The organism is Halostagnicola alkaliphila (genome assembly GCF_055379965.1).
Genome location: NZ_AP043827.1, coordinates 249,296 through 265,074, shown reverse-complemented (window position 1 = coordinate 265,074; position 15,779 = coordinate 249,296). Strand labels below are relative to the sequence as shown.

Sequence of the window (15,779 nt, the reverse complement as noted above, 5' to 3'; positions counted from 1 at the left end):
AGATTCTAACAGGTCCTCGAGACTGCGATTAGTCCTTCAAATTCCTCGCGATGATCTTCTTTTGAATCTCGGATGTTCCCTCGTATATCGTGGTTATCTTCGCGTCTCGATAGTACCGCTCGACATCGAAGTCCTTCGTGTATCCGTACCCGCCGTGGACCTGTATCGCGTCGTTGGCGACGTCGACGGCCGTCTCGCTCGCGAAGTACTTCGCCATACTCGCGGCCATCGAATCGACGCCGTCCTCGTTTTTGCGTGCGGCGTCTCGAGTGAGCAAGCGAGCGGCCTGAACGTCGGTCTGCATATCCGCAAGTTTCTGGCCGATCGCCTGGTGTTCGATGATGGGCTCGTCGAACTGTTCGCGCTCGTTCGCGTACTCGACCGCGTCCTCGAGGGCCGCCCGTGCGACGCCGACGGCCTGACTCGCAATCGCGATTCGGCCACCGGTGAGAATCGAAAAGGCGGCTTTGAGTCCCTCGCCAACGGGAGTGAGACGATTTTCCGCGGGAATTCGGACGTCGTCGAAAAGCAGCGTCGTCGTATCGCTGGCACGGAGTCCGAGTTTATCCTCTTTCTTGCCGACCTCCAACCCCTCGACATCTTTGGGCACGAGAAACTGGGTGATGGTTTCGGGATCGTCAGGATCCGTTTTAGCGAACAGAACGATAACACCGCTTCGCTCGCCGTTCGTGATCCACTGTTTCTTTCCGTTGATCACGTACTCCGCGTCCCGTTCCCCACTCGCTCCCGTATCGAGACGGGCCGAAGTCGACAGTGCGGCCGGGTTCGAACCGGCGTGGGGTTCGGATAACGCGAACGCGCCGACAGGACGGCCGGCGGCCATTTCCGGGAGCCACCGCTCTTTGTGTGCGTCCGAGCCAAATTTTCGAATGCAGGAGGTCGCCAGACAGTGGACGGAAAGTGCAGTCGCTACCGCGAGATGTCCCGCCGCGAGCTCCTCGTTGACGATGCTGTAGGTGAGCTGATTGACATCGATTCCACCGTGTTCCTCCGGGACGGTGAGGCCGGTAAGGTCGAGTTCTGCGAGCCCGTCCCAGACGGTTTCGGGAAACTGCTGCGTTTCGTCCGCCTCCGAAGCGCCGTCGGTGACTTCCGATTCGACGAACTCCCGGACGGTATCCCGGATAAGCTGTTGTTCGTTCGTGATATCCATACCCACACAATGGAGGTGTAGATAGTAAAATGACGGGTCAGTGCCGAACGAGTCAACCACGTAAAATGACGGGTCAACCACGGTCTTTCGCTCACGCGACACGCAAAAGTGACTTGATAGCTCCCGAGTGGCGACAGGTCGGATTCGAGTGACCGCACGAACCATTACGCACATATCGATGTAATCAAAATAGGGCCTCTAACTCACCAGGCTTCGATAGAATCCCGGAGCTATCACAAATTGGAACGATTACATCACGAAAACGCCGTTCGGTTCCCCGTCGAAACGGGACAGTGTAAGCGAGAAGAACGTTCCGAGTACCACAAACGCCAAGCAAACAGCCACCATTCGGAACATTTGTATCGCCGGAATGCAATGGTAGTCGTATGACAGTTGAGTCGGACAGTCGTCGACGAACGAAAGTCGAACGGGTGATCGACACCTACGAACTCGAAGAGTGGGGTGCCCGACTCGAGGCCGAGTGGCTCGGCGAAGGTGGAAACCGGACGAGTCTACGCGATCTCGCGACGGAGTTCAATATTGCCGTTCTGCAGGAAGCGCTCCGTGAAGCCGGTGGGACGCCAACTCAACGCGACGTAGAAAACACGTACGAGATTTTGACCGACGACGATGCGACGTCCTCCGAGCGAATTCGAAAACGACGGTCGCTCGAACGGACAGGGGTCGAAATCGACGACGTTCGCTCTGATTTCGTCACTCATCAGGCTATTCATACGTATTTGACGACGGTTCGCGAAGCGGAGCTCCCGAAAAACGACGATGACGAATCCCGACGGGAGCGAAAGAAAGAAACGATTCAGCGATTGGCGAGTCGCACGCAGGTCGTTACCGACTCGACGATAGAGGAACTGGTTCGGGCCGAACTGCTCACCGAACAGAACTACGACGTGCTCGTTTCCGTGACGGTCGTCTGTGAAAACTGCGGGACGACCTACACCGTCGGCGAACTCATCGATTCCGGCGGCTGTGACTGCTCTTCGTAACGATAGCGGTCCTCGGTGAAAGGGGTAGCGAACGAACAATATCCTCCGCTGGTGGTGGTTATTTATACAGGGAACACAAACCTCTCTGTAATGTCAACAGCGAAGTCACTCGAATCGGCAATCGATCTTACTGCGAAAAATATCGGTGGGATCGACGAAACTGCTGTCACACTCCACCCCGGTGTTAACGTCCTCACGGGACGGAACGCGACCAACCGGACATCATTTCTCCAAGCGATTATGGCCGCACTGGGAAGCGACCAATCGTCTTTAAAGGGAGATGCAAACGAAGGGGACGTCGAGTTAACGTTCGAGGACAACGAATTCACTCGTTCATTGCATCGACAGAACGGAACAGTCTCGTTCGACGGAAATCCGTACCTCGAGGACCCAGAACTCGCCGATCTCTTTGCGTTCCTTCTGGAGTCCAACGAGGCTCGACGAGCCGTCGGTCGCGGCGACGATCTTCGCGAAATCATCATGCGACCGATCGACACCGACGAAATCGAAGCCGAAATTTCGGCTCTCGAAAACGAAAAACGGGAGTTAGACGAACGAATCACAGAACTCCAGCGACTCGAAGACGAGCTCCCCGAACTCGAATCCGAGCGAGTCTCGCTCGAAGCAGAGATCGAAGACGTCTCGGCCCAAATCGACGAACTCGAAACGGAACTCGAGGAACACGAGATCAACGTCGACGAAAGCCGGACGAGAAAGGAGGAGTTAGAAGACGCCTTCGCGGAACTCCGAAGCGCGCGCAAGGAGTTCGAGTCGGTCGAATACGATCTCGATACCGAGCGGGAGAGCCTCCGGGAACTCAAACGGGAACGGGATGAACTCGAGGAAGCCATCGAGGAACACACCGCGGAAGATACCGAGTCTCCCGACCGACTCGACGGGCGCATCTCGGAACTACGAGAGCGAAAACGATCGCTCGATTCGAAACTAACTGAACTGCAAAACGTCATCCAGTTCAACGAGAACCGGCTGTCGGGTGACGGGATCGATCTCGACGGGGAGTTATCCGACGACGACTCGACGGAACTGACCGACCAGTTGGTCGAAGAATCGGACGAAATCGTTTGCTGGACGTGTGGATCGAACGTCGAACGGGACCGCATCGAATCGACGCTCGAACGCCTCCAGTCACTACACCAAGACACGCTCGCCGAGCGAAACGACGTACAGGACCAGATCGACGAACTCTCGGAGCGAAAGTCGGAGATCAAAGAAAACGCCCAACGACGAAGCCGACTCAAACGGAAACTCTCGTCCACCGAAGACGAGATCGAAATGCGAGAGGACCAGATCGACGATCTCGAAGCGCAACTGGACGAGTTAGGTGCACGCGTCGACAGTCTCGAGGCGGACGCGGAATCGTTCGAGGATACCGATTACAGCGACGTTCTCGAGACCCACCGCGAACTCAACCGCGTCGAACTCGAACTCGAGGAACTGGAATCGGATCGAAGCGATGTCGACGACCGAATCGAGGAACTCGAGGCGACGATCGACGACCGGGACGAACTCAAAGACCGCCGCGAGGAAATCGAATCGGAGCTTACCGAGCTTCGAACACGCGTCGACCGAATCGAAGAGGACGCAATCGATGCCTTCAACGACCACATGGAATCGATCCTGTCGGTCCTTCAGTACGGAAACATCGATCGGATCTGGATCGAACGCCGGGAAACGAACGTTCGGGATGGACGACAAACCGTTTCGAAAACGGCGTTCGACCTTCACGTGGTCCGAACGACCGACGAGGGGGCGACCTACGAGGACACTATTTCACACCTCTCCGAAAGTGAGCGGGAGGTAACGGGGCTTGTCTTCGCGCTCGCCGGCTACCTCGTCCACAACGTCTACGAGGACGTTCCGTTCATGCTGCTTGACTCACTCGAAGCCATCGATTCGGATCGAATCGCGTCGGTCGTCGAGTACTTCGAAGAGTACGTCGATTGCCTCGTCGTCGCCTTACTTCCGGAGGACGCCCAACCCCTCCCCGAATCGCATCACTACGTGACCGAAATCTAAACTCCGATTGGTTTTCACCGACTCGAGTACTCTCACCGACAGTGAAAGCAGACCATACCCGAAACGAGCGTTACACAGATATGTGTGTAACAGGTACACTGAAAATCCAAACTGGAGTGATAATGACGGACGAACACGAATCCATAAACGAGGAATTAGATACGAACTAGTACGAGCAGTAGACGCCTTCACAAAGGGAAAAGGACGAAACCCCAAGCAGCCAGTGAGCATTCGAATGATGAGGGAAAGTGAACGAATGTATTAGTTAGAAGGGACTTCAGCAATCAGAGAAACTGTTGAGAGCACATGTAAATCTCACAAACAGATACTAATTGAGACAATAGTTTAGCAACCGTTCTATTTCGAGAACTGTAATATGCGTGGCCTACGAAGCTTCACGAAGCCGATCGAGAAGCGAATCGAGATCGATCGTTGTGACTGCCAGGGAGATATTCTCTCCGCGAGCGAGTTCGGGAGCGAACTCCCACAGTTCGTCTTCGCTCACACCGTGGAGAACGACGGCATTTGGAGTCGGGTTGATAACTCGAAGGGCAATGAGCGCACCCTTTCCCGACGTGTTGTTCGTAAACACCAGCGCACGGTTTGTGCTCTGACCGTACAGGTTGTAAAATTCCCGGCTAGAAAGGTGGCGAATAGCCTGGACGCTGTCGACGACGGTATGTCCCGCAACAGTATCGTGGTTTCCCGCTGCCAACTCCGTCGCCTCAATGCTGTCGTAACACTCCTGAAGCGAGACGTTCGCGCGATACTCGTGAAGGTCCAGAATGATATCGCTATCCAGACCGGCCGACAACGCTCGAGCGTGTTGGCGAATGTGTTTCCCACCTCGGTATTCGTCGATATCGAGCAACGCGTTGACGGTCCGTCGGATCGTTCCGCTTCCGGGATTCTCCCTGCGGCCCGTTTCGTAATCGGAAATCACCGAGACCGAAACATCGAGTTCAGCGGCGAGATCGTTCTGGGCGATTTCGAAATCCGTTCGCCACTTCCGGAGCGTCGCCCCGGGGTTCTCGCTCAACGCGATTTCTCCTGCAATTTTTTCGGCTAGTTTGTCCCGCGCTTCGACCATCATATGTAAGTAATGTGCCAATCAGTACTTAACGATGCCGAAAGAGCAGTTCTACGACCGAGTTGCTATCCGTAGTTCTCGAGAAAGACAACTGAGAAACCAGGTGCATGTCGGGATAAAAGCCAAAACAGAGATCGTCATCTGTCCAATGAGACAAATAGTATAGATTCTCTATCAACGGCTTACCTACTGTATCGTTCCAAGCGTCGGTTGATGAGAAAAACAGACGACACCATCGATCTCACCCATCAGTTCAGACTTGGAACGTCACCAGTACAGACGACGACGTCTTTGTATCTAACGCGGTTGATTGTTGCAAGGAGTACCAATGAGCGGCGCTTCCACTTACTAATGCTAAACCCGAAACGACAGCGAAAATCCGTTTTACCTTGCAGACAAATGAAGTCATTGATCCATGTCGTAATCGTAAAACAACGAATTTATGATTATTGGGTTGAGATACTTCAATGAATGTACGACCTCACTGGATTCCAACGTGATTTGCTGTTAGTAATCGAAGGACTGGACGAACCTCACGGATTAGCGATCAAGGACGAACTCGAGAAATACTACGAAAAAGAGATCCACCACGGCCGGTTGTATCCGAATCTGGACACGCTCGTCGAGAAAGGATTAGTCGAAAAAGGGGAACTCGATCAACGGACGAACTTCTACTCGACCACCCGACGCGGTCGCCGAGAGATCGAAGCACGGCGCGAGTGGGAGAACCAGTACATCGGTTCCTAAGTTTCCGAACCGGTGAACGTTCACCACGTTCTTTTGTCGGGAGGTCACTGACAGTTGTCACAGAACGCTGTCCGACGTTTTTCTCAAAGATAGTGTGTGAAAGTACGTTTCCGCTGTCGAAGACAGCATCGGGACGATGAAAAGTACTGCACTAAACTGGGCTTTAGTGCAGTGTACTCCAAAACGGCCAAATACGGCGAATAACCGCGTACAAATGCTTGTACCGCACGTATAGTATCTTATACATCTTATGACGCTATATAGAATTTTTGTGGAGCCAATAAACCCTTATTAACGCAAAGCAGAGACGTACGCGATATATACCGGCTGAATCCGAGCCGCCACATCGAATGTCTTCGCTAAAACACGTCGTCAGTTCCACAATCACAGCACACTTACTCCAATAGTCCCTATCGAATCGATATGAATACGATAATCACGGAGAATAGTGAGAATCCGTGAAGCGAGAGTGCGCCACCCAACTCGTCCGCCGACGGCGAATCGACCACCGACAGCGAGCAGCATTCGAGAATAACCAGAAGAATGCTCATTGACGCACTCAAATACCCAACTAGAGGGACCCCATCCCTCGGCGTCGCGGGAATCGTCGTAGCCCTCGCGATCGGCTACCGCTACACCGTGGAGTTTCTCCCGTCGATAGTCGCACTTGTTCCCGGCGCCGCGACGGTGACCGTCTTCGCCGTGTTGGTTGGATACCTGTCTCGCGTCCTCGTCGATGACGACCACGCACCCCCACCCCTTGAGGTGGGGTCATCACTGCTGTCCGGTTTCAAATCGCTGGGAATCGCAGTTGCCTTTCTCGTGGTCCCTGTCGCACTGATGCTCACGACGGTGTCATCGTTCGTCGAGGCGGGAGCCGACGGCGGTGAGATACCGCCGGTGTTTATGATAAGTTCAACAGCGATGTTGTTCCTCTTCCTCGCGAGCGTCTACGCCCTCCCTGCCGCGGTGGCAGCCACAACGAAAACTCAAACGATGCGCGCTGCGTTCGATCGCGAACGAGTGTTCCCGGTTCTCAGAGAGCTGCCCTACGTCACCGCGTGGGTCACAGGCTTTACGCTGTTCGTCGTCGGACTCGTTCCAGTCTCGATTACGATCGGGTCAGCAGACGTTGCCGGACTACTCGCTTCGCTATTCGGTGCGTATCTCGTCCTCGCGGGCAGCCGTATCATCGCCACGGGGTACAGGAGATCGACGACGAACAACGAACACGGCTGAGATCGGTTTTACGGTGGCAAAAAAACGAACAGCGAGACGGTCGGAAACGTCAAACGGATCGAATTCGGTGCCTGTCTCAGAGCTGTGGTGTCTGGGATTCGGCCGTTTCGAGACGACGATTGTGCAACGCCTCACCGGTCTCATCGTCGAAGAGATGGATCGCCTCTTCAGGAATGTGTGCGGTCACCGTCTGGCCGCTTTCGAACTGGCGCATCCCGCCGATCGTCGCGATTATGGGTTCGGCTTCTACCGCCGAATCCTCGCTTTCGAACTGAAGGTACACAATGTTCTCGTCGCCCATCGGTTCGATGACATCGATGGTCGCCGAAACGTCGTGTTTGTCCGTTGGAGGGTCCTGAGAGACGCCGATATCCTCGGGACGGATCCCGAGCACCGGATTCGACGAATCCGAAACCTTGTTCGCGATCCCGTCGGAAATCGGATAATCGAAGCGATCGGCTTTCAGGACTGTTTCACCAGCATCAGTTCGACGGTCCGTATCGATGAAGTTCATCGACGGCTCTCCGACGAATCCAGCAACGAACAGATTCGATGGCCGGTGGTAACAATCGAGCGGTGTCCCAACCTGCTGAAGCGTTCCGTCGTTGAGGATCGCAACGCGATCTCCCATAGTCATCGCCTCGGTCTGATCGTGGGTCACGTAGACCGTCGTGGTATCGAGTTCCTCCTGGAGGCGCTGGAGTTCCGTTCGCATTTCCGCCCGAAGTTTCGCATCCAGATTGGACAGCGGTTCGTCCATGAGGAACACCGACGGGTCGCGAACGATCGCTCTACCGAGTGCAACTCGCTGTTGTTGACCGCCCGAGAGTTCTCCGGGTTTTCGATCCAGTAACTCTTTGATACCCATCATTCCGGCCGTCTCTTCGACGCGTTCGTCGATCTCGTCGTCGGGCATGTCCGTCGATTCCTCGAGCCCGAACGACATATTCTCTCGAACGGTCATGTGCGGGTAGAGAGCGTACGACTGGAACACCATCGCGATGTCCCTGTTCTTGGCTGGAATGTCGTTTATCACTCGGTCGTCCAGACTGATCTCACCCGAGCTAATCGACTCGAGCCCGGCGACCATCCGCAGCGTCGTCGACTTCCCGCACCCGGACGGACCGACGAGGACGAGGAACTCGCCGTCGTCGATATCGATCGATACCTCGTCGACGGCAACGATTTCGTTCCCGTCGTCTTCCGTGAATACTTTCGTAACGTCGTTGAGTTTCGTTTGAGCCATTGTTAGAACCTCCGTGTGAGTAGATCCATCTGTCTACCGATCATACGCGAACCCCCTCCGCGAATTTGTCGGCAAAGAGGAGGTACACGATCAACGTCGGGAGTGCCGTAATCAATGCTCCCGCCATTCGAAGCGGATAGTCGACACCCTCGAGTGCCTCACCGAGTCCCGACAGGATCAGTGTCGCCGATGCGGCGGGATCGTTGACGCTCCCGATGATCGTCAGCGAGAACAGGAACTCGTTCCAGATCTGGGTGAACTGGAAGATGAACACGACCGCGAACATCGGTATCGACAGCGGCAACACGATGCGTCTGTAGATGCGCCAGACTGACGCACCATCGAGTCGTGCGGCCTCGATCATCTCCCAGGACATCGTCTTGTACTGAGACCGGAACAACAACGTACAGATCGGAATCCCGTACGCGGTGTGAGTAATGATGAGCTCGATAATCGTCGCGTGGTGTGACGAGAGGATCAACCCGAGCCTGTGGTCGAGCATCGCGTACTGCGACCAGAACTGGGTGAGCGGAACGATGACGGCCTGGTACGGGATGAAGATTCCCGCGATAAAGAGGACGAAGACCGCGACCTGCCCACGCCAGTTGACGAGGGTTAGTCCGTATGCGGCCATACTTCCGAACACCGCACAGAGAATCGTTGCGGGGATGGTGAACGCGAGACTGTTCACTAATCCCATCGAGAGCGCGTTGAACGCGAACTCCCACTTTTCTATCGTCGCTCCGTCGAGTCCGGGTGGAGCGAACGGCTGCGTGTTGATCAACGCATCCGAAGTCTTGATCGACGTGACGAAGCCGGATTGGACCGGTATCAGGTAAAAGATAACCAATCCTACCAGGGACGCGTACAACCCTACCTGAGTGAGAGTGATACGGTCGAGTATGCGCTCGTCTGCAGTGCTTCGTCCGGCCGAAAGTGTTTCCTCGCTCATAGATTACCTCGCTTGTACTGCGTGTACAGGTACGGTGCGATCACGGCCAGCGAAAGGACGAAGAGTGTCAACCCGATCGCTGAACTGTAAGCCCACTCGGAGTTGTTGAACCCCTCGCGCATCATCTTGGTCGCAAGGATATCAGCCCCTTGGCGAGGCCGATAGCCGTCGAAGACGGCGTACAGGAAGTCAAAGGCCTTCAGTGCGAACAACACCAGAACGACCGTCGCACTGACGATTGCGGGCCGCAACTGCGGAATAATTACGCGCCAATACATCCGGAACGTTCCCGCGCCGTCGACTCTCGCGGCTTCGTACTGCTCGGTCGGAATCGACCGAAGCGCGGCGAGATAAATAACCATGGTGTACCCGCTGAACTGCCAGACGAGAGCGAATATAACCGAACCGAGTACTAACCGTGGGTCGCCCAACCAGCTGTACGGCCCGAGACCGAACAGACCGATGAACTGGTTGACGATCCCGTCGTTGACGTTGTACATCCACCGCCAGAACTGAGCGGTAACGATGAACGACAGGGCAAACGGAAGGAGGTAGATCGTCCTGAACGCTCGACCGAATCGGATCTCGCGGTCGAGCAAAATGGCCAATGCGAGCCCTAGCGCCAGACACGCGATCGTAAAGACGACGAGGAGAACGACCGTGTTCCAGGTGGCTTCCCAAATAGATGGGTCCTGAACCATCCGCCAGTAATTATGCAGTCCAAGGTTTGTGTAGTCTGGACCACCAAATCCGGAGTAATCCGTCAGCGAAAGGAGGAAATTCCACCCGATCGCCGCGTAGACGAACAGGCCCATGAGGATGAGCGGCGGTCCCCAGAACGGGGCCGACTGAACGAAGTCACTATCGAGCCACCGCTTGGCGGACGAGCGCTCGTCTGCCGTACCACCGTCCGTCCGGATACGTTGCTTGTTTCGTACGGTACGTAAAAATGCTACAAGACGTTTCATATAGGTTGTGAATTATACTGCGTCCATGAACCCGTCGGTCGCGTCGTCGACATCGAAGGGATCTGCGAAGTTGTTGTTAAGAACTTGCTCGAGGGAGGACTGCGTACTCTGGTCCACGGCGAGTCCGTGGGCGAGCGTCGGCGGTTTCTCGGAGGCAGTCTCGAAGTCTTCGATGGTTTCCGTGAGGTAGTCGTTGAAGTCGTCGGTCGGCACGCCTTCTCGAGTCGGAATCGAACCTTTGTACTGGTTGAACGCAACCTGTGCCGTTTCTCCACCGACGAACTGGAGGAACGTTGCGGTTTCTTCGGGGCTCGGGTTATCGCCCGGGTAAATGAACGAATCGATGTGCAATCCGTACATGTCCTCGGTACCCGGGTATCGAATCGCGTTCCACTCCTCGCCGTACTCGATATCTTCGTTGATGTACGCACCCGCGACCCAGTTACCTTCGTGGATGAAGGCGGCGTCACCACTCATGATATCCTGGTTGACTTCGGTGAAATCGACCGAAGCGGCGTCGTCATTGATGTAGTTGTCGAGGATTTCTTCGAGCGTTTCGAAGGTATCGCGGACTGCATCCTCGTCACCGTTGCCCTCGATGAAGTCCATGTAGGCGTCGTAGCCCTGCGTGCTGAGCATGACGACCGCCCAGGTCTGCAAGATCGCCCACGCCTCGAGCGACATTGCAAGCGGCGTCGCGTCCGTTTCGGAATCGATCGTGTCGAGCGCGTCAATCAGCGCGTCGGCGTCGTCGAGCGATTCGGGATCGACGCCTGCATCTTCGAGAACCTCGACGTTGTAGAAGAGGTCGTTCATTCGGTGGGAGCCGATCGGGACGGCAGAGTACCCCCCATCGAACTGACAGGCTTCGACAGCCTCGTCAACGTGTGCGTCCGCGAGGTCAGCTTCGTCCCAAACCTCGGATTCGATATCCCCGAGCACATCGTCGTACTGCTCGAGATTCGCTCCTGGCCAACCAGCGAACGAACTCGGTGGATCGTCACTTTGGAACCGAGTTGCAACCGTTTGATCGAGGTTTTCGTTTCCGCCACCACCGATCGGCTGATCGTCGAGATCGATATCCGGATGCTCCTCTTCGAACGCGGAGAAGAGCGCTTCCTCTGCTTCTTTACCGTCGCCACCGGTCCATCCGTGAAGGACTTCTAGCGTGGTTTCACCGTCGTCGTCTCCCGTGAGACAGCCCGCGAGTGCCATCATCCCTGTGGCACCTGTTACCCCTGCACCCTTTAGCACCCGTCGTCGCGAATGCGTGTTATTATTGGACATAATACGCTCATCTGTGCTGAGGGATCAATCTTACTTAACGTTTATGATAATGTTCGTATTCATCACCTTTTATAAAGCGAGACGAACGTGCGCTGGAGCGGACCGATCAGCGAACTAGCCGCCCCTCACCACTCTGCAATGCTTCCATCGTCGTGGCGCCAGATCGGATTGTGCCAATCGACGTCGTTTTCTGCCTGTTCGCGAATGTACTCCTCGTCCAGTTCGATACCGAGACCGGGCTCGTCGGGAACGGTTACGTACCCCTGTTCGTACTCGAAAATATCGCTATCAGTCAGATAGTCAAGGACGTCGTTCGTTTCGTTGTAGTGAATGTTCAGGCTTTGTTCCTGAATCAGGGCGTTCGGTGCACACATATCCACCTGCATACAGGAAGCGAGCGCGATCGGCCCGAGCGGGCAGTGCGGAGCGAGCGCGACATCGTAGGCCTCTGCCATCGACGCGATTTTATTCACTTCGGTGATCCCGCCGGCGTGGGAGAGATCGGGTTGAATCACGTCGACAGCACCGTCTTCGAACACCGACTTGAAGTCCCACCGGGAGAACATTCGCTCTCCCGTTGCGATCGGAATCGTCGTGTGCGAAGCGATTTCGGGTAGCGCGTCGTTGTGTTCTGGAAGAACGGGTTCCTCGATGAACATCGGCTCGTGAGGTTCGAGTGCTTTGACGAGCCGTTTGGCCATCGGTTTCGAAACGCGCCCGTGGAAATCGACACCGATATCGATTTCGGGGCCAACGCTTTCTCGAACTTCTCGAAGTCGATCGACGGCCGACTGCACGGCGGCCGGATCGTCGAGGCGTTGAATTTCTGACGTTGCATTCATCTTCAGCGCGGTAAAGCCCTGCTCGACTTTTTCGGCCGCCGCTTCGCCGACATCTGATGGTCGATCGCCACCGATCCACTGGTAGACCCTGATTCGGTCTCGAGTCGCACCGCCGAGCAGTTCGTACACGGGGGCGTCGTAGTGTTTCCCTTTAATATCCCACAATGCCTGGTCGATTCCGGCAATCGCACTCATGAGAATCGGACCGCCCCGATAAAATCCGCCGCGGTACATCGTTTGCCAGTGGTCTTCGATTTCGAAGGGACTCTCGTTTAGGATATACGTATCCATCAGTTCTTCTACTGCGGATCGAACTGTCTTGGCACGCCCCTCGATGACCGGTTCTCCCCACCCGACGAGACCATCGTCTGTCTCGACGCGCAAGAACAGCCATCGTGGCGGAACCTCGTACAGTTCGTAGTCGACGATTTCGGTCATGATAGTACGACTCGTCCTGAAGGTCATAAGCGCATCACATGTACTTGTCGGTCGAATTCGGCGAACTGGGGCCATAGGAATAGTCGCCCACCGAAGGAAAGACACTACAAGAGAAAGGCCACGGAACCGAGGTGAGAGTTCTCGAGAGGAGAACAAATTTATCACGTCGGGCGCCAATCGAACTGTACGATGGGAGATGAAACGTACACTATCAACGCAACGCAGACAAGTTTCGAAATCCTGGAACTCGTCCGAGACGAAGGAGGACTGACGACGACGGAAATCGCCGACGAGATCGGCCTCGCAAAGAGTGCCGCTCACAAGCACCTCCAGACGTTATCCGATCTCCAGTATTTGACCCGAACCGAGTACAAATACTCGCTTGGACTCCGATGTTTTACGCTTGGAATCGCCTCACGAGATGCTCATTTGCTCTTCGAGCCTGCGATTCCTGCGATCGAAAACCTGGCGAGCGTAACCGGCGAGCACGCGAGTATTGTCGTCGTCCAAAACGACGCGGGGTACTATCTCTACTCGTTTACGGGAGAGAACCAACAGAGTCAGGCCGAACGAGACGGAGAAATGATCGATCCGTACCGGTCGGCCGCCGGCCACGCGATCATCGAACGTGATTCACGGACGGAGTACACTCCCGAAAACCAGACACGTCCAGACGCGAGGATCACCCACGAGCAGGGAATCACGTTCTCAATTCAAACTGGGGAATCACCACAGAACGCCATTGCAGTCCCCGTTATCGGACCCGATGAACAACCGGTCGGTGCTGTCGAGGTCACAGGTCCAGCTCGACGACTCAGCGGCAAGCGACTGAAAGAAGATTTCGCAGGCTTAGTCATCAGTGCTGGGACAGCAATCGAAAAGGCCATTCGAGAGGTGACGATCGGAAGTGATTCGAAATAATAACTATTATAGTTGTTCTCGTTAAGAGAACATGTAGCAGCGGCGGCGTGGGGAGAAGAGCCCCTCGCTTATCGTTACATATATATGATTGTAATAGATACCAATGCTACCGCCTTCGAAACGGGTTCGAGAACGAATGTTCTCGCCTCGAGAACACAGTACCTACTCGAGAGATAGGTTTTATTAGGATTAACACCATATGAATCATATACACTATAGCTATATATAATACAATACTGTAAAAATACCAAATAGCGAAGGGCTCTAATAGAGCAATTTACAGGTAAATAGGCCTTCTAGCGGAAGTCAATAAGTTCTATGCCATATTACCAATATGAAAGAAGAATTTATGAATATAACACCACAAATTTGGCGAAGTGCTTCTTCACAGACCGCACATGATTGGATTTTAATAGTATGGGATCCGATCCGAGAAGCGAGTGAAATCAGCTATTACGAAACGGATGAAGACACCGAAACACAAATTTATAGGAAAGAGAGACTAGGAAAACGTACGAATGAGTGGAGAGGGATATTCGAATCTCGATCTCCGCTTGAAATCTACACCGGGGAACTCAAAACAACACCCCCGAGCGAGGCAAGACGAACACCGGTGGTCATAAATCCATGGCAACAGTCAGCATCTCGGATGCGGTCGATGCCTATCTCCAACGGAAATCGATTGGAAACAGCGGTGATTCGGGATCCGGTGCCTACGCGTCGAACGCCGAGTCCATACTCCGACGGTGGGCAACGTGGCTTGAGACAACCCGAAAAACGACCGCTCTCATCGCACTCGATCAACCCGATTTCGAGGCGTATGCCCGGGAATTGTCAAAGCGAACGGAACAGGGGAAATACGCCCCGTCCACCGCTCGAACGTACTACGCCGTCGTCCGCGCGTTCTTGTCGTGGTGTGTCCGCGGCGGATTGCTTGAGGAAAATCCAGCGGCCACCCAGGACGCACAGGCGATTCTTCCGGTCGAAACTGACACGCGTACGGACGAGTTTTGGACGGACAACCAGCGGCAAACGCTCGAACAGTACGTTCGGGAACGAGCACTCGAGTCGCTCCACGAAGACCGGAAAACCAGACGCAGCCGGCTTCGAGAGTACGCTGTCGTCGCACTGTTAGCACACACGGAAATTCGGGGCTCCGAACTGTTCCGCGCACCGGATGACAATCGCCGGACCGGTGCGACGTGGGACGACGTCGACTTTTATACCGGAACGATACAGGTTCTCGGAAAATCACGACAGTTCGAAGCCGTGTCGCTCCCGGCACAGGCCCGTACTCCCCTCCGACGTTACCGAATCGCACTCGATCCGCCGACGAACGAGTGGCCGCTGTTCCCGACACGACACGCGCCGTCGATCGGCAACCACGTCCGATCGGAACTCTCCGAACGCGGATACGGCGAGACCGAAATCGACTCGCTGTTCGAGGACTCGACGGCAAAATCGCTCCTTCGTGAACACGCCATCACGCCACCCGCGATTACGACCGAAGGCGCACGAACGATTCTCAAACGGCTCTGCAAGGACGCGGGTATCGACGTCGACGGTGAGTATCTCACTCCGAGCGGCGTCAGTCGCGACCTCGAGACCTCCCGTCGCCGAGCCGCGACATCACCGACGAATTCGCTTCGGGTTTCCTTTCTCGAGCAGTCGATCGCCCTCCGAGAGGATCACCATCGAATAATCGATGTCACCTCATCCAGCGAGTCACGAGACAACTGATCGCAAGACGAATCGTAGGTGGTACAACTCGCCGAGTTGGCCGTGGGCTGTTTTCCGCAGAAAGCGACAACGAAGACGATAACGGACGATTCCT

The 15,779-nt window shown here is 55.0% G+C and carries 13 protein-coding genes; 6 read left to right on the top strand and 7 right to left on the bottom strand.

All coding sequences use genetic code 11. The features are described 5' to 3' along the window. Positions 1-28: 28 nt before the first annotated feature. Complete coding sequence (locus ACZ5C7_RS23300) at positions 29-1,174, bottom strand: acyl-CoA dehydrogenase family protein (RefSeq protein WP_464378559.1); 1,146 nt, start codon at positions 1,172-1,174, stop codon at positions 29-31. 386 nt (positions 1,175-1,560) lie between these two features. Here ACZ5C7_RS23300 and rdfA point away from each other — a divergent pair, with 386 nt between their 5' ends. Next, positions 1,561-2,178: a rod-determining factor RdfA gene (gene rdfA, locus ACZ5C7_RS23295; RefSeq protein ID WP_464378558.1), complete on the top strand. Its 618-nt coding sequence runs from the start codon at positions 1,561-1,563 to the stop codon at positions 2,176-2,178. Positions 2,179-2,268: 90 nt separating this feature from the next. After that, positions 2,269-4,215 (top strand): archaea-specific SMC-related protein, encoded by a 1,947-nt coding sequence (locus ACZ5C7_RS23290; RefSeq protein ID WP_464378557.1) that lies wholly within the window; start codon positions 2,269-2,271, stop codon positions 4,213-4,215. Positions 4,216-4,600: 385 nt separating this feature from the next. Here ACZ5C7_RS23290 and ACZ5C7_RS23285 read toward each other — a convergent pair whose 3' ends face one another. Further along, on the bottom strand, positions 4,601-5,308 hold the full coding sequence (locus tag ACZ5C7_RS23285; protein WP_464378556.1) for a helix-turn-helix domain-containing protein: 708 nt from the start codon (positions 5,306-5,308) through the stop codon (positions 4,601-4,603). A 468-nt stretch (positions 5,309-5,776) separates the two neighbouring features. On the opposite strand from ACZ5C7_RS23285, the gene ACZ5C7_RS23280 reads away from it, so the two are divergent. Next, positions 5,777-6,052 carry a helix-turn-helix transcriptional regulator gene (locus tag ACZ5C7_RS23280; protein WP_464378555.1) on the top strand — a complete coding sequence of 92 codons (276 nt, stop codon included), beginning with the start codon at positions 5,777-5,779 and terminating at the stop codon, positions 6,050-6,052. Between the two features lie 543 nt (positions 6,053-6,595). Next, positions 6,596-7,291, top strand: coding sequence for a DUF4013 domain-containing protein (locus ACZ5C7_RS23275; protein WP_464378554.1), 696 nt, complete (start codon positions 6,596-6,598; stop codon positions 7,289-7,291). Between the two features lie 76 nt (positions 7,292-7,367). On the opposite strand, the gene ACZ5C7_RS23270 is transcribed toward ACZ5C7_RS23275, so the two are convergent. The 5 genes from ACZ5C7_RS23270 to dgoD form a co-directional block, all read right to left on the bottom strand. Beyond that, positions 7,368-8,537, bottom strand: coding sequence for an ABC transporter ATP-binding protein (locus ACZ5C7_RS23270; protein WP_464378553.1), 1,170 nt, complete (start codon positions 8,535-8,537; stop codon positions 7,368-7,370). Positions 8,538-8,577: 40 nt separating this feature from the next. After that, positions 8,578-9,489, bottom strand: coding sequence for a carbohydrate ABC transporter permease (locus ACZ5C7_RS23265; RefSeq protein WP_464378552.1), 912 nt, complete (start codon positions 9,487-9,489; stop codon positions 8,578-8,580). Beyond that, a complete protein-coding gene (locus ACZ5C7_RS23260) occupies positions 9,486-10,457 on the bottom strand; it encodes a carbohydrate ABC transporter permease (RefSeq protein WP_464378551.1) in 972 nt (323 codons plus the stop codon). The genes ACZ5C7_RS23265 and ACZ5C7_RS23260 overlap by 4 nt, the downstream gene beginning before the upstream one ends. A gap of 12 nt (positions 10,458-10,469) precedes the next feature. After that, entirely contained in the window at positions 10,470-11,744 is a 1,275-nt protein-coding gene (locus ACZ5C7_RS23255) for an ABC transporter substrate-binding protein (RefSeq protein ID WP_464378550.1), read from the bottom strand. Between the two features lie 125 nt (positions 11,745-11,869). After that, the gene (gene dgoD, locus ACZ5C7_RS23250; protein ID WP_464378549.1) at positions 11,870-13,024 is read right to left on the bottom strand and encodes a galactonate dehydratase; all 1,155 of its coding nucleotides are present in this window, start codon (positions 13,022-13,024) and stop codon (positions 11,870-11,872) included. 189 nt (positions 13,025-13,213) lie between these two features. On the opposite strand from dgoD, the gene ACZ5C7_RS23245 reads away from it, so the two are divergent. Together ACZ5C7_RS23245 and ACZ5C7_RS23240 are read left to right on the top strand one after the other, a co-directional pair. After that, on the top strand, positions 13,214-13,945 hold the full coding sequence (locus ACZ5C7_RS23245; RefSeq protein ID WP_464378548.1) for an IclR family transcriptional regulator: 732 nt from the start codon (positions 13,214-13,216) through the stop codon (positions 13,943-13,945). A gap of 627 nt (positions 13,946-14,572) precedes the next feature. After that, positions 14,573-15,685: a tyrosine-type recombinase/integrase gene (locus ACZ5C7_RS23240; RefSeq protein ID WP_464378547.1), complete on the top strand. Its 1,113-nt coding sequence runs from the start codon at positions 14,573-14,575 to the stop codon at positions 15,683-15,685. Positions 15,686-15,779: the final 94 nt, after the last annotated feature.